Annotated in this window: 16 protein-coding genes, 2 rRNA genes and 1 other RNA gene; 2 read left to right on the plus strand and 17 right to left on the minus strand. The window is 63.9% G+C overall.

Going from position 1 to position 20904, the window contains the following annotated elements:
- Nucleotides 1-8 precede the first annotated feature (8 nt).
- The 12 genes from AC6LJY_RS17700 to rnpB all read right to left on the minus strand — a co-directional run bounded on the left by AC6LJY_RS17700 (nt 9) and on the right by rnpB (nt 14475).
- On the minus strand, nt 9-959 hold the full coding sequence (locus AC6LJY_RS17700; protein WP_498136450.1) for a D-alanine--D-alanine ligase: 951 nt from the start codon (nt 957-959) through the stop codon (nt 9-11).
- Complete coding sequence (gene murC, locus AC6LJY_RS17705) at nt 956-2362, minus strand: UDP-N-acetylmuramate--L-alanine ligase (RefSeq protein WP_046804316.1); 1407 nt, start codon at nt 2360-2362, stop codon at nt 956-958. Before murC ends, AC6LJY_RS17700 begins: the two co-directional genes overlap by 4 nt.
- Nucleotides 2359-3435, minus strand: a complete 1077-nt coding sequence (murG, locus tag AC6LJY_RS17710) for an undecaprenyldiphospho-muramoylpentapeptide beta-N-acetylglucosaminyltransferase (protein ID WP_046804317.1) — start codon at nt 3433-3435, stop codon at nt 2359-2361. Before murG ends, murC begins: the two co-directional genes overlap by 4 nt.
- A complete protein-coding gene (gene ftsW, locus AC6LJY_RS17715; RefSeq protein ID WP_046804318.1) occupies nt 3432-4625 on the minus strand; it encodes a putative lipid II flippase FtsW in 1194 nt (397 codons plus the stop codon). The genes murG and ftsW overlap by 4 nt, the downstream gene beginning before the upstream one ends.
- Entirely contained in the window at nt 4622-6154 is a 1533-nt protein-coding gene (murD, locus tag AC6LJY_RS17720; protein ID WP_498136451.1) for a UDP-N-acetylmuramoyl-L-alanine--D-glutamate ligase, read from the minus strand. Before murD ends, ftsW begins: the two co-directional genes overlap by 4 nt.
- Complete coding sequence (gene mraY / locus AC6LJY_RS17725) at nt 6151-7320, minus strand: phospho-N-acetylmuramoyl-pentapeptide-transferase (RefSeq protein ID WP_046804320.1); 1170 nt, start codon at nt 7318-7320, stop codon at nt 6151-6153. The genes murD and mraY overlap by 4 nt, the downstream gene beginning before the upstream one ends.
- Nucleotides 7310-10168 carry a bifunctional UDP-N-acetylmuramoyl-L-alanyl-D-glutamate--2,6-diaminopimelate ligase MurE/UDP-N-acetylmuramoyl-tripeptide--D-alanyl-D-alanine ligase MurF gene (gene murF, locus AC6LJY_RS17730; protein WP_498136452.1) on the minus strand — a complete coding sequence of 953 codons (2859 nt, stop codon included), beginning with the start codon at nt 10166-10168 and terminating at the stop codon, nt 7310-7312. The genes mraY and murF overlap by 11 nt, the downstream gene beginning before the upstream one ends.
- Nucleotides 10165-11895 carry a peptidoglycan D,D-transpeptidase FtsI family protein gene (locus AC6LJY_RS17735; protein ID WP_314365082.1) on the minus strand — a complete coding sequence of 577 codons (1731 nt, stop codon included), beginning with the start codon at nt 11893-11895 and terminating at the stop codon, nt 10165-10167. The genes murF and AC6LJY_RS17735 overlap by 4 nt, the downstream gene beginning before the upstream one ends.
- On the minus strand, nt 11892-12182 hold the full coding sequence (ftsL, locus tag AC6LJY_RS17740) for a cell division protein FtsL (protein ID WP_046804323.1): 291 nt from the start codon (nt 12180-12182) through the stop codon (nt 11892-11894). Before ftsL ends, AC6LJY_RS17735 begins: the two co-directional genes overlap by 4 nt.
- Entirely contained in the window at nt 12182-13279 is a 1098-nt protein-coding gene (gene rsmH / locus AC6LJY_RS17745) for a 16S rRNA (cytosine(1402)-N(4))-methyltransferase RsmH (protein ID WP_120153818.1), read from the minus strand. Before rsmH ends, ftsL begins: the two co-directional genes overlap by 1 nt.
- A gap of 8 nt (nt 13280-13287) precedes the next feature.
- A complete protein-coding gene (gene mraZ, locus AC6LJY_RS17750; RefSeq protein WP_006226256.1) occupies nt 13288-13716 on the minus strand; it encodes a division/cell wall cluster transcriptional repressor MraZ in 429 nt (142 codons plus the stop codon).
- Between the two features lie 353 nt (nt 13717-14069).
- An RNA gene (gene rnpB / locus AC6LJY_RS17755) (RNase P RNA component class A) lies at nt 14070-14475 on the minus strand.
- A 132-nt stretch (nt 14476-14607) separates the two neighbouring features.
- On the opposite strand from rnpB, the gene AC6LJY_RS17760 reads away from it, so the two are divergent.
- Nucleotides 14608-16434: an ATP-binding cassette domain-containing protein gene (locus AC6LJY_RS17760; protein WP_498136453.1), complete on the plus strand. Its 1827-nt coding sequence runs from the start codon at nt 14608-14610 to the stop codon at nt 16432-16434.
- Nucleotides 16435-16600: 166 nt separating this feature from the next.
- On the opposite strand, the gene pyrC is transcribed toward AC6LJY_RS17760, so the two are convergent.
- Together pyrC and AC6LJY_RS17770 are read right to left on the minus strand one after the other, a co-directional pair.
- Nucleotides 16601-17665 carry a dihydroorotase gene (gene pyrC / locus AC6LJY_RS17765; protein ID WP_104143376.1) on the minus strand — a complete coding sequence of 355 codons (1065 nt, stop codon included), beginning with the start codon at nt 17663-17665 and terminating at the stop codon, nt 16601-16603.
- A gap of 12 nt (nt 17666-17677) precedes the next feature.
- Nucleotides 17678-18871: a M20 aminoacylase family protein gene (locus AC6LJY_RS17770; protein WP_104143374.1), complete on the minus strand. Its 1194-nt coding sequence runs from the start codon at nt 18869-18871 to the stop codon at nt 17678-17680.
- A 147-nt stretch (nt 18872-19018) separates the two neighbouring features.
- Here AC6LJY_RS17770 and AC6LJY_RS17775 point away from each other — a divergent pair, with 147 nt between their 5' ends.
- On the plus strand, nt 19019-19297 hold the full coding sequence (locus tag AC6LJY_RS17775) for an SWIB/MDM2 domain-containing protein (protein ID WP_006217453.1): 279 nt from the start codon (nt 19019-19021) through the stop codon (nt 19295-19297).
- 374 nt (nt 19298-19671) lie between these two features.
- On the opposite strand, the gene AC6LJY_RS17780 is transcribed toward AC6LJY_RS17775, so the two are convergent.
- From AC6LJY_RS17780 to rrf (AC6LJY_RS17790), 3 genes are all read right to left on the minus strand, one after another.
- Nucleotides 19672-20091 (minus strand): DUF4870 family protein, encoded by a 420-nt coding sequence (locus tag AC6LJY_RS17780; protein ID WP_046804327.1) that lies wholly within the window; start codon nt 20089-20091, stop codon nt 19672-19674.
- Nucleotides 20092-20266: 175 nt separating this feature from the next.
- Nucleotides 20267-20379 (minus strand): 5S ribosomal RNA (rrf, locus tag AC6LJY_RS17785).
- 186 nt (nt 20380-20565) lie between these two features.
- Nucleotides 20566-20678, minus strand: a 5S ribosomal RNA gene (rrf, locus tag AC6LJY_RS17790).
- Between the last annotated feature and the right edge of the window lie 226 nt (nt 20679-20904).

A 20904-nucleotide genomic window follows, 5' to 3' on the forward strand; every position in this document is an offset into this window, starting at 1 on the left:
TATCCAGGTCAAGCGTTACGCGGGGCGCTGTGCACTTTGCACGAGGCCTCGGACAAAATCGCCACGCAGAGTTCGGCGTAGCTGATCCCCACGGCCTTCGCGGCCATCGGCACCAAAGAATGGCTGGTCATGCCAGGCGAGGTATTCATTTCAAGCAGCCACGGCCGGTTGTCACGGTCGAGGATGAAGTCGGCGCGGCCCCAGCCTTCGCAGCCCAGCGCCTGATAGGCCTTAACGGCAATTGCGGCGACTTCTTCAGCCACGCCGTCCGGCAGCGTTGCCGGGCAGAAGTACTGCGTGTCGTCCGAGAAATACTTGTGTTCGTAGTCGTAGTTGCCACCGGGTGCGGCGATCTCGATGACGGGCAGCGCGCGCGCGCCCTTGCCCGAACCCAGCACTGCCACCGTCAGCTCGCGGCCGGTGATGAATTGTTCGGCCAGCACCTCGCTGTCAAAACGCGCGGCGGCGGCATAAGCTTCTTTCATGTCGGAATAGCCCACGACCTTGGTGATGCCCACGGTCGACCCTTCATGCGGCGGCTTGATGATCAGCGGCAGGCTCAGACGGTCCGGCACCAGGCGAAGTTCCGTGTCGGCGTCCAACACTTCGAATTCGGGCGTGGGCAGGCCTTTTTGCAGCCACACGCGCTTGGTCATGGTCTTGTCCATGGCCAGGGCGGATGCCATCGGGCCGCTGCCCGTGTACGGAATGCCCAGCAACTCCAGCGCGCCCTGGATCGTGCCGTCTTCGCCGTAGCGGCCATGCAGCGCGATGAAGACACGGTCAAAACCTTCGGCGGCCAGCTCAGCCAGGCTGCGCTCGCCCGTGTCGAACAGGTGCGCGTCCACGCCGGCGCTGGCCAGCGCCTGCTGCACGCCCTTGCCGGACATCAGCGACACGTCGCGTTCAGCGGAGCGTCCGCCGTACAACACACCCACTTTGCCGAATTGCGCGCTCATGCCAATTCTCCTACTTGGGCGGGGACCTTGCTGATCGAACCCGCTCCCATCACGATCACGACGTCGCCGTTGCGCACGAAGTCGACCACAGCCTGCGGCAGTTCAGCCACGTCTTCGACGAACACTGGCTCGACCTTGCCCGCCACCCGCAACGCGCGCGACAGCGCACGGCCGTCGGCGGCCACCAGCGGCGGCTCGCCGGCGGCGTAGACCTCGGTCAGCAACACGGCGTCGGCCGTGCCCAGCACCCGTACAAAATCTTCAAAGCAATCCCGCGTACGCGTGTAGCGGTGCGGCTGAAAGGCCAGCACGATGCGGCGATCAGGCCAGGCGCCGCGCGCGGCGGCCAGCGTGGCGGCCATTTCCACGGGGTGATGGCCGTAGTCATCAATCACCGTGAAGGTGCCGCCGCCATGGCTGGCCGGCACCGGAAATTCGCCCGTCTGGGTGAAACGGCGGCCCACGCCCTTGAAGGCGGCCAGCGAATCGCGGATGGCGTCATCGGACACGCCCAGCTCGGTTGCGACGGCAATCGCGGCCAGCGCGTTGCGCACGTTATGCAGGCCGGGCAGGTTCAATTCCACTTGCAACGGCGGCAGCAGCGTGTCGCGATGCGTGCGCTGCACGTTAAAGCGCATGCGCGTGCCGGACGGCTGCACTTCATAAGCGCGCACCTGCGCGTCTTCGTTCAAGCCGTAGGTGGTGATCGGGCGCGACACGAAGGGCATGATCTCGCGCACATTGGCGTCATCCGAGCACAGCACGGCGCTGCCGTAGAACGGCAGGCGCTGCGTGAATTCGATGAACGCGCTTTTCAGGCGCGCCACATCGTGCCCATAGGTGTCCATGTGGTCGGCGTCGATGTTGGTCACGATGGCCATCACCGGCAGCAGATTCAGGAACGACGCGTCGGACTCATCCGCTTCGACAACGATGTAGTCGCCCTGCCCCAACCGCGCGTTGGCGCCAGCCGAATTCAAGCGGCCACCGATCACGAAGGTGGGGTCCAGGTCGCCGGCGGCAAGCACGCTGGCGACCAGGCTGGTGGTGGTGGTCTTGCCATGCGTGCCCGCCACGGCGATGCCGCGCTTCAGGCGCATCAGCTCGGCCAGCATGATGGCGCGCGGCACCACGGGGATACGCGCAGCGCGCGCAGCGATGACCTCGGGGTTGTCGCCCGCCACTGCGGTGGACGTGACGATGGCGGCCGCGCCAGTGACGTTGCTGGCCACATGGCCGATGGCGATCTTCACGCCCAGACCGGCCAGACGGCGCGTGACCGCCGATTCGTTCAGGTCGGAACCGCTGATCGTGTAGCCCAGGTTGAGCAGGACCTCGGCAATGCCGCTCATGCCCGAGCCGCCGATGCCCACGAAATGGATATGTTGAATTCTGTGTTTCATGATGAACGCCCCGCTGCTTGTTCGCAGACATCGGCGATATGGGCCGCGGCTTCCGGCTGCGCATGCGCGCGCGCACGGCCGGCGACGGCCTGGAGTTCTTGTCGGGAACGCTGGGCCAGCCAGTCCGCCAGCCACTCGGGCGTCAGGGCGGATTGTGGCTGTAGCCAAGCGGCCTCTGCATCGCTCAAAAAGCGCGCATTGGCGGTCTGGTGGTCATCGATGGCATGCGGCAGTGGCACGAACAGGGCGGCGACGCCCGCGGCAGCCACTTCGGACACCGTCATGGCACCCGCGCGGCAGATCAGCAGGTCGGCATCGCCCATGGCGCCCGCCATGTCTTCGATGAACGCGCGGCAGTCGGCCTGCACGCCCGCCTGGGCGTAGGCTTGTTGCAGCGCGGGTAAATGTTGTTCGCCGGCCTGATGGACAACGACCGGGCGGCGCTCTTGCGGCAAGCGCGCCAGCGCCTGCGGCACGGCAATGTTCAGCGCCTGCGCGCCCAGGCTTCCGCCCACCACAAGCAGGCGCAACGGACCGGAGCGGCTGGCGTAACGCACGGCCGGGTCGGGCAATGCGCACAGGTCGGCGCGCACCGGGTTGCCCATCGCCTCGCCCTTGGGCAGCACGCCCGGGAACCCGCTGAGCACGCGGCGCGACATCTTTGCCAGGCACTTGTTCGCGGTGCCGGCAACGGCATTCTGTTCGTGCACCACCAGCGGCGTGCCGCGCAGGGCCGCGATCACGCCCCCGGGGAACGCCACGTAGCCGCCCATGCCCAGCACCACGTCGGGACGCACGTCCGCCAGACGCGACCAGGCTTGCGCAAAGGCGCGCAGCAGCAGGAACGGCAGTTTCAGCAGCGCGGACGCGCCCTTGCCACGCACGCCTTGAAAGCGCAGCGGCACCAGTTCAATACCGCGCGGCGGCACGAGCTTGCCTTCCATCTTGTCGGGGTTGCCCAACCACATCACGCGCCAGCCACGGGCGCGCAGCACATCAGCCACGGCCAGGCCGGGCATGATGTGGCCGCCGGTGCCGCCGGCCATGATCAGGATGGTGCGCGCGGCGGTCATACCCGTCCCCCACGCATCATCACTCGATTTTCCACGTCGACCCGGATCAGCATGGCCAGTGCGCACAGATTCATCACCACGCCCGAACCGCCGTAGCTCATCAGCGGCAAGGTCAGGCCCTTGGTGGGCAGCAAGCCCAGGCACACGCCCATGTTGATGAAGGACTGCACGCCGAACCACATCGCCACGCCATGCGCCACCAGACCCGCGAACGTGCGTTCCATGGCGATGGCCTGGCGTCCGATATCGAAGCCGCGGTAGACGATGATGGCGAACAGCGTGATCACCAGCATGACGCCGGCAAAGCCCAGCTCTTCGCCCACTACCGCCATCAGGAAGTCGGTGTGCGCTTCGGGCAGGTAATGCAGTTTTTCAACACTGGCGCCCAGACCCACGCCCAGCCATTCGCCGCGGCCCAGGGCAATCAACGAGTGCGACAGCTGATAGGCGCTGCCGTAGGCGTTGTCTTCGTTCCAGGGGTCCAGGTACGCGAACAAACGCGCACGGCGCCACGGCGACAGCCAGATCAACATCAGGAAGGTGCTGACCAGCACGCCCAACAGGCTGCTGAAGTACTTGCCGTTGATGCCGCCCAAAAACAGGATGCCGATGGCAATGGCCACGATCACCATGAAGGCGCCCAGGTCGGGCTCAAGCAGCAGCAGCATACCCACGCCCGCCAGCGCAAACGCCATCGGCAGAAAGCCGCGCGCAAACGCTTGCATGTGTTCCTGCTTGCGCACCGTGTAGTCGGCGGCGTAAAGCAGGGCCGCCAGCTTCATCAATTCAGACGGCTGGAAATTCAGCGGACCCAGCGGGATCCAGCGGTGCGCGCCGTTGACTTCGCGGCCGATGCCGGGGATCAGCACCGCTACCAGCAGCACCATCGCCACCACGAACAGCGGCACCGCCATGCGCTGCCAGACCCGGATCGGGATGGCCAGCACGACCGCGCCCGCAACCAGACCCGCGCTGACGAACAGGCCATGGCGGATCACGAAGTAGTAGCGGCCATAGGACGCGTAGCGCGGGCCATCGGCCAGCGCGATCGACGCCGAATACACCATCAGCAAGCCCAGCAGCAACAAGGTCGACGCCGCGATGACCAGCGGCAGATCGAAGTTGCGCATCTTGGTACGGCCGGGCCGTACGGCATTGACGCTGGCGGTGAGATCGGCGATCAGGCTCATGCCACTTCTCCGCGATCGCGGGCCAGGTCTTCGACCTCTTCCATGAACACTTGCCCACGGTGCGGATAATTGCGGAACATGTCCAGGCTGGCGCAAGCGGGCGACAGCAACACGGCGTCGCCCGGCTGCGCCAATTCAGCCGCGCCGCGCACGGCGGCATGCAGCGAATCAACAGTGATGCAGTTGACACCGGTGGACGCCAGCACACGGCCGATCTCGAAGCCGTCCACGCCGATCAGCATGACGGCGCGCGCATGGCGGGACACCACGGGAATTAGCGGAGAAAAGTCCTGGCCCTTGCCTTGCCCGCCGGCGATCAGCACGACCGGCTGGCCCAGGCCTTCCAGCGCGGCCACCGTGGCACCGACGTTGGTGCCCTTGCTGTCGTTGATATAGTCCACACCGCCGATCTGACGCACGAACGCTGCGCGATGCGGTTCGCCCGCGTATTCGCGCAGGGTACGCAGCATGGCGCCCCAGCCCAGGTCCAGGCAGCGGGCCAGTTGCAACGCGGCCAGTGCGTTCAAGGCGTTGTGGATGCCCCGAATGCGCAACGCGTCCACCGGCATCAGGCGGCTTTTGCGGCCATTGGCACGCACGGGTTCGGGCGCGTCTTTCTTGCGGCGCGTGGGCGGTGCGGGTTCGTCGAAATCGCTAGGTTCGCAGGCAACGAGCCAAGCCACGCCCTGCCCGAGTTCAAGACCCATGTCGCCGACCAGCTCGGGCATGTCGCGGCCAAAGCTGCGCACGTTCAGCGCGTTCACGGTGGGCACCATGGCCACGGTAAGCGAGTCATCACGGTTGACGATGGCGATACGCGCCATCTTCAGGATGCGGGCCTTGGCAGCGGCGTAGGATTCCATGCCGCCATGCCAGTCCAGGTGATCTTGCGTTACGTTCAGCACGACGGCAGCGTCGGCCATCAACGAGCGCGTCGTTTCCAGTTGGAAGCTGGACAGCTCCAGCACCCACACCTGCGGCAGCGCATCGTTGTCCAGCGCGTCCATCAGCGCGGTCAGCGCGGCCGGGCTGATGTTTCCGGCGGCCACCACCGACAGGCCGCTGGCGTCGATCAAGTCGCGCGTCAAAGCGGTAACGGTGGTCTTGCCGTTGGTGCCGGTTACGGTCAACAGGCGCGGACGGTATTCGCGCGTTTCGGCCAGATCGGCCAACGCGCGGGCAAAGAGTTCGATTTCACCAACCACCTCGATGCCGCGGGCCTCGGCCTCGCGCAGCAGATCGGCGGCGGGTGCTTGCGTGGGCGCCAGGCCGGGGCTGAGGACGATTTGCGTCACGCCATCCAGCAGCGCGGGATCAAACGACGCCTCGCATCCCAGCTGGTACTGCACATCACTTTGCGCCAGCGCCTCTTGCAGCGCGGCAAGACCACCCGGTTCAGCGCGCGTGTCGGCCACACGCAAGCGGGCGCCCAGGCGGGCGCACCAGCGTGCGGCGGCGACACCCGTCTCGCCCAATCCGAGGATCAGGACAAGCGGCGCGTCAGCGCGGGAGGTTTCCATCGTATTCATCGCAATTTCAGGGTTGAGAGGCCAATCAACACCAGCATCATGCTGATGATCCAGAAACGCACGACCACCTGGGTTTCTTTCCAGCCGCCCACTTCAAAGTGATGATGCAGCGGGGCCATGCGGAATATGCGTCGACCTGTTCCATAACGTCGCTTGGTGTACTTGAACCACGTCACCTGGATCATCACCGACAGCGTTTCCACCACGAACACGCCGCCCATGATGAACAGCACGATTTCCTGGCGCACGATGACCGCGATGGTGCCCAGCGCGCCGCCCAGGGCAAGCGCGCCGACGTCGCCCATGAAGACCTGGGCCGGATACGCGTTGAACCATAAAAAGGCGAGTCCCGCGCCCCCTATCGCCGCGCACAGCACCATGAGTTCGGACGCACCGGGTATGTAGGGGAACAGCAAGTACTTGGAATAGTCCACGCGGCCGACCACGTAGGCGAAGATGCCCAGCGCGCTGCCCACCATCACGGTGGGCATGATGGCCAGGCCATCCAGGCCGTCAGTCAGGTTCACGGCATTGCTGGTGCCGACAATCACGGCCCAGGTCAGCGCCACGAACCCCAGCACGCCCAGCGGATAGCTGACGGACTTGAAGAACGGCACGATCAAGTCGGCACGCGTGGGCAGCGACATCGTGAAGCCGCTACCCACCCAGGCCTTGAACAAGGGCCACAGGTCGGTGTTGGCGGGCGCCGACACGGCAAACGCCAGGTACACCGCGGCCACCATGCCGATGGTGGCCTGCCAGAAGAATTTTTGCCGTGCGGGCATGCCTTCGGGATCGCGATAGACAACCTTGCGGTAGTCGTCCATCCAGCCGATCCAGCCGAAGCCGAACGTGACCAGCAGCACCACCCACACGAAGCGGTTGGTCCAGTCGGCCCACAGCAAGGTGCTGATGGCGATGGAAATCAGGATCAGCACGCCGCCCATCGTGGGGGTGCCGGTCTTGACCAGATGCGTTTCCGGGCCATAGGCGCGCACGGCCTGGCCGATCTTCATTTCGGTCAACTTGCGAATCACACGCGGACCGGCCACCAGGCCGATCAGCAACGCCGTCGCGCACGCCAGCACGGCGCGCAACGTGATGTATTCGAACACGCCCAGGGCGCGCACATCATCGGAAAGCAGACGGGCTAGCTCAAGCAGCATGCTGCTCTCCCTGCGCCTTGGCCGTCTGTTCGTCGTTCGTGGAAAAAGCCTTCACTACCCGCTCCATGCGCATAAAGCGCGATCCCTTTATCAATACGCTGGACGGGCGCAAGCCGCGCAAGGCGGCCACCACTTCGTCTACCGATGTGCACGCTTGCGCGCCGGGTCCGTATGCGGCCGCGGCCGCCCGGCTGGCATCGCCCAGCGTGATCAACGCGTCAAGCCCTTGCTCGCGCGCATAGTGGCCCGCCTCGGCGTGCAAGGCGGGGCCGTTGTCCCCGATTTCACCCATGTCGCCCAACACCAGGACACGCGTGCCGGCGATTCGCGCCAGCACGTCGATGGCCACGCGAACCGAATCGGGGTTGGCATTGTAGGTGTCATCGATCAGCAACGTTCCGTCGCTTAATTGTTTGTGCTGCATGCGGCCGGCCACCGGCGCAAAGCCCGCCAGCGCGCGCACGGCAACGTCCAGCGGCGCGCCTGCTGCGATGGCGCTGGCGATGGCGGCCAGCGCATTGCGCAGGTTGTGCAAGCCGGGCACGGGCAAGACCAGGTCCGCAACGCCCACCGGCGTCACAACGCGGCAACGCGTCGAGCCCACATCGGCAAGGATCTGCTCGGCGTAGACGTCCAGCCCGGGCTGCAAGCCGAAGCGCAACACGCGGCGCGGTTCGGCCAGCGCGTCCCAAATGGCGCAATAGGGTTCGTCGCCGGGATACACGGCAACGCCGTCATCCGGCAACGCAGCGATGGCAGCGCCGTTTTCGTGCGCCACCGCTTCCACGGTGTGCATGAATTCCTGGTGTTCGCGCTGTGCGTTGGTCACCAGCGCGACCGTGGGCGCGGCCATGTCGGCCAACTGTGCGATTTCGCCCGGGTGGTTCATGCCCAGTTCAAACACCGCGGCGCGATGTTCGGCGCGCAGGCGCAGCAGCGTCAGCGGCACGCCGATGTCGTTGTTCAAATTGCCGGCGGTGGCCAAACGGCCCGACTCGCCCTGCCATTCGGCCAACATCGCCGAGATCATTTCCTTGGTGGTCGTCTTGCCGTTGCTGCCGGTCACCGCCACCACGGGCAGCGTGAACTGCGCGCGCCACGCGGCACCGACGCGCATCAGCGCAATGCGGGTATCGCCCAGCACCAATTGCGGCAGCCGGGCGTCGGGCACCGCGTGCGCCACGACGGCAGCGCAGGCGCCGCGGCCTTCGGCCTGGTCCAGATAGTTATGCGCGTCGAAGTTCTCGCCGACCAGCGCCACGAACAACTCGCCCGAGCCGATGCGGCGGGTATCCGTGGACACGCCCTTGACCTGCGGCAGCAGCAGCGACAGGCGCGCCCACTCGCGGTCATCAAAGGGCAGTTTTTCGCCGCCGACGTCCTGGTACGTTTCATGGCCCTTGCCCGCCAGCAGCACGACATCGTCCGGCGAGGCGGACCAGATGGTCTGCATGATGGCGCGCGCGCGATCAACCTGGGCGTCGACGTGCGCCGCGTCCGGGATGCCGGCCAGGATCTGGTCGACGATGGCTTGCGGGGATTCGGTGCGCGGATTGTCGCTGGACACCACAACGCGGTCAGCCAGCTGCGCGGCGATACGGCCCATTTCCGGGCGCTTGCCCGGATCGCGCTCGCCGCCGCAACCAAACAGGCAGATCAAGCGGCCGGACCGGGCGACGGCCACGGGGCGCAGCGCGGTCAATGCGCGCGACAAGGCATCCGGCGTGTGCGCGTAGTCCACCACCACCAGCGCGCCCCGGCCAGCGGAAGACTGGGGCGACACCGCTATCGGCTCCACGGTCTGCAAGCGCCCGTCAACCGGGTCCGTCGCGGCCAATTCGCGCGCGATCTGTGCAAACGGCAGGCCCAGCTTGTACAGCACGCCGGCCACCAACAGCAGGTTCGACACGTTGTGCGCGCCCAGCAGGCGCGTCACGATCTGGGCCTCGCCGTGCGGGGACACCAACGTAAAGATCTGGCCCTGCGATGTGGCCTGCAAATCCCGCGCGCGCATCGCGGCGGGGATGTCGGGCGAATCGCTCAGGCTGTAGCCCATCGTGGCCATGCCTTGCGGCAGGCTTGCCAGCAGGCGGCGACCGGCTTCGTCGTCGGCATTGACGACGGCGGCGGTCAAGCCAGGCCATTGGAACAAACGCGCCTTGGCGGCTTCGTAGCGTTCCATCGTGCCGTGATAGTCAAGATGGTCGCGCGTCAGGTTGGTGAAGGCGGCCAGCGCCACGCGCACACCGTCCAGGCGGCCTTGCTCGATACCAATTGACGACGCTTCCATGGCCACGGCCTGGGCGCCGGCATCGCGCATCGCGGCCAGCGTGCGGTGCACGGTCAGGACGTCGGGCGTGGTCAGGTCGCCGCCCAGCGTGCGGCCGTCCGGCAGCACGGCGCCCAAGGTACCGATGGTGCCGCAAGGCTTGTCGTTGCGGCTGAGCGCGTGCGCAATCCATTGCACTGACGAGGTCTTGCCGTTGGTGCCGGTCACGGCCACCACGGCCAGCGCGGCCGACGGGCGGCCGTACCAGGTGTCGGCCAATTCGCCCAGCAAGGCGCGCAGCCCCGTCACCGGCAGCATCGGCGTGCCCGACGCGGCGTTCTGAAGCGCTTCGGTTGCGGGCGCTTCGAACAAGACGGCGCTGGCGCCAAGCGCCAATGCCTTATCTATATAGAGACGTCCGTCGCTGGTCAGGCCCGGGCAGGCAACGAACACGTCGCCCGGCTCGATATCGCGCGAGTCCAGTTTCAGATGCGCCGTCAACGAGACGCGCGCATGCAACCACGCCACGGTTTCAGCAACCGTGGCGACAGGGGTAGAGAGGAAGCCGTTGGCGCTCATCTGCCTGGCTCCTTGAGACCAGCAACAATCGTGGATTCGAAAGGCGCGTCGGGCCGCACCCCCATCAACCGGAGGCTTCCGCCCACGATGTGGGAGAACACCGGCGCGGCGATGGCGCCGCCGTAATAACCGCCAACCGTGGGCTCGTCGATGGACACGGCCACGACGATCTTCGGATCGGACACTGGCGCAAAACCCACGTACGAACTGCGATAGCGCTGCATGCTGTATTTGCCGTCGACGATCTTGCGAGCGGTGCCGCTCTTGCCGGCCACGCGATAGCCCTGCACCTGGGCTGCCTTGGTGCCTTCGGGGCCGGCGGCGGCTTCGAGCATCGCGCGCACCATGGCGGTGGTCTTGGGCGTGTAGATCTTGACGCTGGTCGGGTCGCTGTCGCGCTTGACCAGCGTCAGCGACACCATGTCGCCGTTACGGGCGAAGACGGTGTAAGCGCGCGCCACTTGCAGCAGCGACACGGACAGGCCGTAGCCGTAGGCCATGGTGGCCTTTTCGATCAGGCGCCAACGGTCCCAGGGACGCAAACGGCCAGGCGCTGCGCCGGGGAATCCCACTTGAGGGGCCTGGCCCAAGCCTAATTCGGTGAAGCGGTCCCACATTTCACGGGATTCCAGCTTCTCGGAAATCATGGTCATGCCGATGTTGCTGGACTTGCGCAACACCCCGGCAACGTCCAGCGTGCCGTTGCGGCTGACGTCGCTGATCGTGCTGCCTTGATAGGTGAAGCGGCCGTTGCCCGTTTCGAACAGGGTCGACGTCGTGATGCGGCCCAGGTCCAGCGCCAAGGCGGCCGTGAACGGCTTCATGATCGAACCGGGTTCGAACGTATCGGTAATGGCCTGGTTGCGCAGCTTGGAACCATGAAAGGTTTCACGCTTGTTCGGGTCAAACGTCGGCACGTTGGCCAACGCCAGGATTTCGCCGGTGTGCACGTCCACGACCACGGCGGTGGCGCCCTTGGCCTGGTGCTTTTCCATGGCGTCCTTCAGTTCCTTGAACACCAGGTACTGCAAGCGGGTATCGATCGACAGGCGCAGGTCGCGGCCATCAACGGGCAAAGTCACGGCCTGCACGTCTTCGATGACGCGGCCCAGCCGGTCCTTGATGACGCGGCGGCTGCCCGGGCGGCCCTGCAATTGCTGGTTGAACGTGAGCTCAACCCCTTCCTGGCCCTGATCTTCAACGCTGTTGAAGCCAACCACATGGGCCATGACGTCGCCGTCGGGATAGTAGCGGCGCGTTTCGGGCTGCTGATGGATGCCCGGCATGTTCAGCTGCTTGATCTTGTCGGCCACGTCCATCGAGACCTGACGCTTCAAGTAGACGAAGTTCTTGTCTTCGTCGACCAGGCGATGGCGCAGGTCGGCCACCGGCGTTTCCAGCAACTTGGCCAGCGCATCCATTTGCGCGGGCGTGCCTTGCTTGGCGTCTTCCGGGATTGCCCAGATGGCGCGCGCCGGCACGCTGGAGGCCAGCACCGCGCCGTTGCGGTCCATGATCTTGCCGCGCGTGGCGGCCAACGTCAGCGTGCGTTCGTAGCGGCGTTCGCCCTGCTGCTGAAGGAACTCCGTCGACAAACCCTGCAAGAACAAGGCGCGCCCGGCCAGCACCGTGAAACCGCCAAACAGCAGTATCAGCACCAGGCGCGCGCGCCACGTGGGCAGTTGCCCGCGCAATACAGGGTTATCGAAGAAGGGAACGCGTTTCATTGCGCGCCTCCGGTGGCAGCGCCGGACGCCTGATTTACATACAGCGTACGGTCCGGGACGATGGAGATCATCTTCAGGCCGTCGCGAGCAATGGCGTCCACCCGCGCATTGCGGGCAAGCTCGGCGCGCTCAAGCTGCAAGCGGCGCCAGTTGGTTTCCAGGTCGCGCGCCTGCGCCTGATCGCGTCCCAGCTCAACAAAAAGCTGGCGCGACTGATACCGGCTGGTGACCAGGGAAATGGCCGACAGCATCAGTAGCGCCGCAACGATCAGGTTGACACGACCCATCAGCGCCGCCCCCCTTTGCCACCGCGGCGAGGCGGCGGAGCCAGGTCGCTGCCAGGCAAGGAGCCGATCTTCACAAACGCAAAACCGCCCTCGGGGGGCAGCGGTGTTTCGGTGCGTTCGGCAACCCGCAAGACGGCAGAGCGGGCGCGGGCATTGCCGGAGACTTCGTCGTCTTCGGCCTGCACCCTTCCCAGGGAACGGAGGATAGGCTGGGGCATCTCGCTTTCGCGCAGCGGCAGGCGTGCATGCGCGGCGGCCGGCCGAGCCGCCGCCACGATGCACTGCTTGACCATGCGGTCTTCAAGCGAATGAAAGCTGATCACCGCCAACCTCCCTCCCGGGGCGAGCAGGTCTAGAGCTGCCGCGAGGGTGCGCGCGAGCTCTTCGAGTTCCCGATTGATGTAAATCCGTAAAGCTTGAAAGGTGCGTGTGGCCGGATGCTGCCCCTTTTCGCGCGTGCGGACGGCGCTGGCGACGCACTCGGCAAGCTCGAGCGTGGTGCACAGCGGCCTTGTTGCGCGGCGAGCAGCAATCGCCTTTGCAACCTGAAAAGCAAACCGTTCTTCGCCATAATCCGCTATGACCTCCCGCATCTCATCCACACTGGCTTGCGCCAGCCATTCCGCCACCGTGGGACCACGAGTGGTGTCCATCCGCATATCGAGCGGGCCGTCTCGCATGAACGAGAAGCCGCGCTCGGCGTCATCGATCTGAGGCGACGACACGCCCAGATCCAGCATCACGCCATCGACCTTGTCGATGCCGAGCTGCTGCAATTCTTCTGCCATGGTGGCAAAGCCGCCATGTACTACCGTGACCCGCGGGTCCGCAGCCGCCAACGCATTGGCTACCGCGATCGCCTCGGGGTCCTTGTCGAACACCACCAGCCGCGCGGACTTGCCCAAGCGCCCAAGCAGTTCGCGACTGTGCCCGCCGCGGCCGAAGGTGCCGTCGACAAACACGCCGCGTTCCGCCCGCGTAGCCGTATCCGGCTCGGTCTGGGAGTGCGACCGTGTCGCGCCTTTGCCGCCGAAGTCTGGCAGCAGTAGTGCGTCCACCGTCGGCTCCAGCAGAACGGGCCGATGTTCGAATTCCATAAAATTTTTCAGAACGAAAACTGGTTCAACACATCCGGCATACCCTTGGCCAAGTCTTCCGCCTCGCGGCTGGCCAGAGTAGCGGCGTCCCACAGCTCGAAGTGCGCGCCCAGACCGAGCAGCATCACATCGCGCGTCATACCGGAAGCGTTGCGCAGTTCAGGAGCGATCAGGACCCGGCCGGAGCCATCCAGTTCGACATCCTGAGCGTTGCCCAGCAACAGCCGCTGCAACGCACGAGCCGTCATGGGAAAAGCGGCGATCTGCTCGCGCTTCTTTTCCCATTCAGGCCGCGGGTACACCAGCAAGCAGCCGTCAGGGTGGCGGGTCAGGGTCAGCCGGCCATCGGCCTGCGACATGAGCGCGTCACGATGCCGGGTCGGAATCGAGATCCGCCCCTTCGCATCCAGCGTGAGTGCGCTGCTTCCCTGAAACACCACTTTTACCCCACTTAATTGCACAATTTCCTACTATTTCCCACTCTACGGTATGGCAATGGGGCGGTCAAGCGAGTGGTTGCAATTTTTTCAATCACAACAAGGACTTAGGCCAATATGTAAAACCGCAAAAAGAAAAACCTCCTGATTTATCAGGAGGTTGCGGCACACACTAAAAGTCCTTCGTCAAAAGTAGCGGCTAACGATGCCTTTGCATTGTTTTACGCCGCGCCCTTTGCACCGGTTGGCGAGGCTTCCCGCCGAACGCCCCATTTTGGCGCCGCGAAAAAATCGCCAGCGCATGCCGCGCGGCCAGGCATTGATGCCTGGCGCCGCGCGAGTGGGAATATTCGATGCAAGACGAGTCTATAGGCCGGATTCTGTACACCAGGTTGCCCTGGCGGACGATCATTCCTCTGCGCGGATCATTGCTGAGCCGCTCTAGCCATCTACCCGCATGCTTGGACGGAGCCGCCCTTCGCGACCCGAGGGCCGCACGCATGCCTATTTGATGTTGCTCCGGATAGAGGTTGCCGCGTTTCACCCTGAGACGCCGCCATTCGTTGCCGAACGACGCGATACGGAGATGGCCGTACCTGTGCGCGCAAAGCGCGCCCGCTTCCCAGTCTCGTCTCTGTGGCCCTATTCCTCAACCGCGCCCAAGGACGCGGCCGGACGGCCGTTAGCCGTTATCCTGCCCTGTGGAGTCCGGACCTTCCTCGATGGATTCGCATCCACCGCGATCGCCCGACCCGTCTTGCGGTTCGTATTCTATTACAGGTAGCGGCACTGTCCCCGACACGCCCCGGTCTTGGCCCATTCAACGGCTTGCCGAGGTTCCTGCGACAATACGCGTTGATTCGCTTAGAAGCCGCAGAAAAGACCGACTACATGGCCCTCGCTACCCTCATCACCCTGACCGACATTCAGCTGGCCTATGGCCACCACCCGTTGCTGGACCATGCCGACTTCGCCATTCAGGCCGGCGAGCGCATCGGCCTGATTGGCCGCAATGGCGCCGGCAAGTCGTCGCTGCTCAGGCTGCTGGACGGCCGCACGCTGCCCGACGACGGCGACATCGCCCGCAGCTCGGGGTTGCGCGTGGCCACCGTCGAACAGGAACCCGAGCTGGACGAAAACGCCACCGTATTTGACGTGGTCTGCAACGTGGAAGGCGACCATGAAGACTGGCAACGCCCTTCTCGCGTACGCGCCATGCTGGAAAAGCTGGGCTTGCCCGCGGACGTGCAGATCGCGGGCCTGTCGGGCGGCACGCGCAAGCGCGTCGCGCTTGCACGCGCCCTGGTTGAAGAACCCGACCTGCTGCTGCTGGACGAACCCACCAACCATCTGGACTTCGAAGGCATTGCCTGGCTGGAAGAGATGCTCCGCGGCTGGCGGGGTGCCGCCGTCATCATCACCCACGACCGGCGCTTTCTGGACGCCGTCACCACCCGCATCGTCGAACTGGACCGCGGCCGCCTGCTGAGCTTTCCCGGCAACTTCTCGCAGTGGCAGGAGCGCAAGGCCCAATGGCTGGAATCGGAACGCCTGGAACAGGCCCGCTTCGACAAGCTGCTTGCGCAGGAAGAAGTCTGGATCCGCAAGGGCGTCGAGGCCCGCCGTACCCGCAATGAAGGCCGCGTGCGCCGCCTGGAAAGCCTGCGGGTCCAGCGCGCTGAACGTCGTGAACGTATTGGCGACGTCTCGTTGGCATTGGCTGAAGGCCAACGTTCAGGCAAGCTGGTTGCCGAGCTTGAGCATGTCGGCAAGACCTTCGGTGACAAGGTGGTCGTCAACGACTACTCCGCCACCATCCTGCGCGGCGACCGCATCGGCATCATCGGGCCCAACGGCGCCGGCAAGACCACGCTGCTCAAGCTCATCCTGGGCGAGATGCAGCCCGACAGCGGCACGACGCGAATGGGTACCAATGTGGCCGTCGCGTATTTCGACCAGATGCGCGCGCAGCTGGATGAAAACGCGTCGCTGGTGGACATCATCAGCCCGGGCAGCGAATGGGTTGAAATCGGCGGCACCCGCAAACACGTGATGACTTATCTGGGCGACTTCCTGTTCTCGCCCGCCCGCGCCGGCTCGCCCGTGCGCAGCCTGTCCGGCGGCGAACGCGCCCGCTTGCTGTTGGCGCGCCTGTTCGCCCGCCCTGCCAACGTGCTGGTGCTGGACGAACCCACCAACGACCTGGACATCGAAACGCTTGAGCTCCTGGAAGAGCTGTTGCAGGAATATGCCGGCACCGTGCTGCTGGTCAGCCACGACCGGGCGTTTTTGAACAACGTTGTCACGCAGACCATCGCCTACGAAGGCGACGGACACTGGCGCGATTACGTCGGCGGATACGATGAATGGGTGGCGCAGCGGCCCGCGCCTGCCGCAGTGGAAACCGATGTGGAAGCCACCGCCAAGCCCGCTGACGAAAGCGCCGCGCGCGCCAAGGTGGCCCGTGCCAAGCCGGCCAAGGCCAGCAAGATCAATGCATGGGACTTGCGCGAGCTTGAAGGCCTTCCCGATGCCATCGCCGCGCTGGAGGCGCAGCAGGCGGAACTGGCCGGCAAGTTGGCGGACGGCAGCCTCTACCGCGACGCGCCGGCGGAAGTCGAGCGCATCAACGGCGAACTGGCCAAGCTGGAAGGCGAGCTTGAGGAAAAGTTCGCGCGTTGGGAATTGCTGGAAGCACGCCGCGACGGCACGCTGTAAAACGCAGGCACGACCTTTTTCGGCAGCTTGTATTTTGGTCATCTATATATAGGCACATCTATATCGGCCTATTGACCGCCCGCGACACAGGAAAAATCGGGGTGATCGGCAACATGCCGATCACCGATTCACGTTAGTGGCCGCGCCCGAGCGCGCCCCGTGCCGCTCAAGCGTGAGCGCGCCAAGCCAGCGCCTCGCCCGCCGCCAACGGCACCAGCGTCGTGTTGCCGAATGCCAGTTCTTCGGGCACCTGATACGTTTCGCGCACCAGCGTCAGCGTGCCGGTATTGCGCGGCAGACCATAAAAATCCGGACCATGGAAGCTTGCAAAGCCTTCCAGCTTGTCCAGCTTGCCCACGGCATCAAACGCGGTCGCATACAGCTCCATCGCGTGCAGCGCGGTGTAGCAACCCGCACAGCCGCAGGCGTGTTCCTTCAAGCCGCGGGCGTGCGGCGCGCTATCCGTGCCCAGGAAAAACCGGGGGCTGCCGCTGGTGGCGGCCTCGACCAGGGCAAGGCGGTGCGTTTCGCGCTTCAGGATTGGCAGGCAATACCAATGCGGGCGCACGCCACCTTGGAAGATCGCGTTGCGGTTGTAGAGCATGTGCTGAGGGGTGATCGTCGCGGCCGTCGGCCCTTCAGCATCACGCACATATTCGGCGCCTTCTTTCGTCGTGATGTGTTCGAACACGACCTTCAAGGCCGGGAATGCGCGGCGCAAGGGTTTCATGACGCGTTCGACAAAAATGGCTTCGCGGTCGAATACGTCAATAGCAGGATCCGTCACCTCGCCGTGCACGAGCAGCGGCATTCCGCATTTTTCCAATGCTTCCAGGGCCTGCGTGCACTTGCCCAACAAGTCAGTCACGCCGGCGTCCGAGTTGGTCGTCGCACCTGCGGGATAGAGCTTCACCGCGTAGACCTGACCGGATGCATGCGCGTTGCGGATCTCTTCGGCTGAGGTGTTGTCCGTCAGATAAAGCGTCATCAGCGGAGTGAACGCGTCGGCGTTGCCACCCGCCTTGCGCAACGCTTGAAGGATGCGATCCCGGTACGCCAGCGCCTGCTCGGTGGTGGTCACCGGCGGCTTCAGATTCGGCATGATGATGGCTCGCGCAAACTGGCGCGCGGTGTCGGCCACCACGGCTTCCAGCGCCGCGCCATCACGCAGATGCAGGTGCCAATCATCAGGGCGGGTGATAGTAAGCTGAGTCGTGCTTTGAGTAGACATGGAAGAGGCTTCTTAATCTGCCAGCGGCATGCCCCGTTCTGCCAGCGCGGCGAACATCGCGCTGCCCAGGGGAATGACCGCATCGTTGAAATCAAAATGAGAGTTGTGCAGCACGCAGCCCGACTCGGCGCCGCCTTGGCCCAGGCGGAAATATGCACCTGGCTTGCTCTGCAACATGAACGAGAAATCTTCGGAGCCCATCGACGGCACCAGATCGCGCACCACGTTTTCTTTGCCGATCATCTCGGTGGCGATGTCGGCCACCAGGTTCGCATGCTGCGGCGTGTTCAAGGTGGCGGGATAGATGCGTTCGTAGATCAGTTCAGCGGTCCCGCCGAACGCGCTGGCGATCGCGGTGACCAGCTCTCGCATGCGAGTCTCGACCATTTCCTGGACCGACTTGCGAAACGTACGCACAGTGCCCACCAACTTGGCTTCGCGCGGGATGACGCTCATGGCGCCGGGATGGCCCGCCTGCATCGACCCGATCGACACCACGGCGGAATCCAGCGGGTTCACGTTGCGCGACACGATCGTCTGGAGCGCCGTGATGATCTGGCCGGCGATGGTTACCGGATCAATGGTTTGATAAGGATGCGCGCCATGGCCGCCGCGCCCGGTGATCTGGATCTCAAAACGATCTGCCGCCGCCATCATCGGCCCAGGGTTGATGCCGATGGTACCTGGCCGCAAGCCGGGCCAGTTGTGCAGGGCATAGATGGCATCACACGGAAACGTGTCGAAAAGGCCATCCTCCAGCATCGCGCGCGCACCACCTCGGCCTTCCTCGGCGGGTTGGAAAATCAAGACCGCCGTACCGTCAAAATTGCGCGTCTGAGCCAAGTATTTGGCGGCACCGATCAGCACCGCCGTGTGCCCGTCATGACCGCATCCGTGCATCAAGCCAGGCTTGGTGGACTTATGGCCGAAGTCGTTGTCCTCGGTCATCGGCAAGGCGTCCATGTCCGCGCGCAGCCCGATCATGCGGCCGCTGTCGCAGCGCCGGCCACGTATCACGCCAACCACGCCCGTCTTGCCTATCCCCCGATGCACTTCGATGCCCAACGCTTCCAACGCGCCGGCGACGATCCCGGAGGTTCGCACCTCTTCGAAACCCAGTTCGGGGTGGGCATGCAAATCGCGTCGCAGCGCAGTCAACTCGTCATGAAAAAGTCGAATTGATTCCAAGGCAGATCGTGCGTACATAGGAGGTTACAGAATGGCGTGATAGAGGGGACGGTGCGTATATTTTAGTTGCTACAGAGGATAAATGCCTTTGTCTTTACCAGAGAGACACGTTATGCTCCGGCCGCAGGACAATTTTTCCAACAGCCAGAGAAGGAGCGCCGCATTATGGCCACAACCTCCAAACCCGCGACCGCGCGCAAGCCGAACGCTGCATTCATGAAGCCCCTGACCCCCAGCGCCGAGTTGGCCGCTGTCATCGGCTCGGAAGCCGTGCCGCGTACCGAGGTCACCAAGAAGATCTGGGAATACATCAAGAAGCACAACCTGCAAGATGCCAGCAACAAGCGCAACATCAACGCCGATGCCAAGCTGCGCCCGATCTTTGGCAAAGATCAGGTCACGATGTTCGAACTGACCAAACTGGTCAACGCACATCTGAAGTAAGCAGGCAAAGGGCGTACCTCGTACGTCCCTGCCTCCTGGATTGTCGCGACGCCCTGGCTTTTCGCCGGGCTAGCCAACCCTCTGTTCAGCTGCGCCATCTTCGGCGCACCATCCCAAATCCACGTTCTGTGGATGCGGCGAAGCTCAATCCCCATACCGCCCCAGCACTTTCGGATCGCCCCGTTTGCGCCCCGTTTGACGCGCCGTTGTGTCTGCTCGTGTGTGTGTCCAAGCCCTTGCGTCGGGACGCGCTTAACGCTTGTCTGCGCGCGACGCGTCTTTGCGAGGGCATCGCGATCACAGCCAATTCGTGGACGTAAAAAAGCCGGCATTTCTGCCGGCCTTCTAAGCGCCTACAAGACGCTTTTTCCCAATCACGCGTAGGGAGTCGGTGAGCTGCCTTCCAACAGCGCCAGCCAGCCTTTGATCAAGCGATACAGCACCCACACGACCGTCGCGATCAAGCTGATCCAGCCAATGAAGATGTACACCGCGATGGCGCTGATCGCCAGCCACAGCATCGCCCACCAGAACGTACGCAACATCCAATCGAAGTGGCCAGCGTAAACCGTGCCGGCGGCGTCAGAGCGTTTCAGGTACATCAGCACCACGGCCGCCAATGTCGCAATGCCCAGAATTCCACTTGTCAGAAATCCCAGGGCGAATAAACCGTATGCCACATGGGTCAGCGTGCGCAGGTCCAACGTTGTGCCGGGCACGGGGGTCTGGGGATCACTCACGATAACGCTCCAACGAATTGACTCGGACAATCTTACCGCACAATACCCACCCATCCACGGGCGTTGTTATTTCGGCACATTCAGCATTGGCGCGGCTTGCAGCGTGATTGATAGCGCCCTTGCGGCGTCAATTGGTCGTTCATTTGCGAGCTCATTTTGAGCCTGAGTTCGAACTATTATCGCCAAAGACAAAGCCCCACCGTGAACGGCGGGGCTTTGAGGGATAAGAGCTTGACGATGACCTACTTTCACAGACGTCCGTCCACTATCATCGGCGCGAAGGCGTTTCACTGTCCTGTTCGGGATGGGAAGGAGTGGTACCACCTTGCTATGGTCGTCAAGCGTAACTGCTTGAGTGGTTGCCTTGAGCGTCAACCTCTCGAATCTTTGTGTACTGCCTGGCACTGCATGAACATCTAATCACATTCGTGATGTGACGCCTAGTAGCTGTCATCACGCTTGACCGCGTTCTCACTTATACAAAAACAAAACCCCACAGGATTACCTGTGGGGTTTTGCGCAATAAAAGCCTGACGATGACCTACTTTCACAGACGTCCGTCCACTATCATCGGCGCGAAGGCGTTTCACTGTCCTGTTCGGGATGGGAAGGAGTGGTACCACCTTGCTATGGTCGTCAGGCGTAACTGGTTGAGCGGCTGCGGGTTAGCGCAACGGCTCCAATCTTGGAAGAAACACAACGTGTGGATGATCAGAGGCTCGCTCGATGATCATGCACAGGGGGGTCGTAATTGGTGTTGGCTGGCTGCTGACGGTGCAGCCAGATTTTGTATTGAACGACACTTGGAACGCTATATCACCAGGTCAATAACCATCAGTGTTATAGGATCAAGCCTCACGAGCAATT

It is taken from the genome of Achromobacter sp. RT286_PF, from assembly GCF_059760425.1.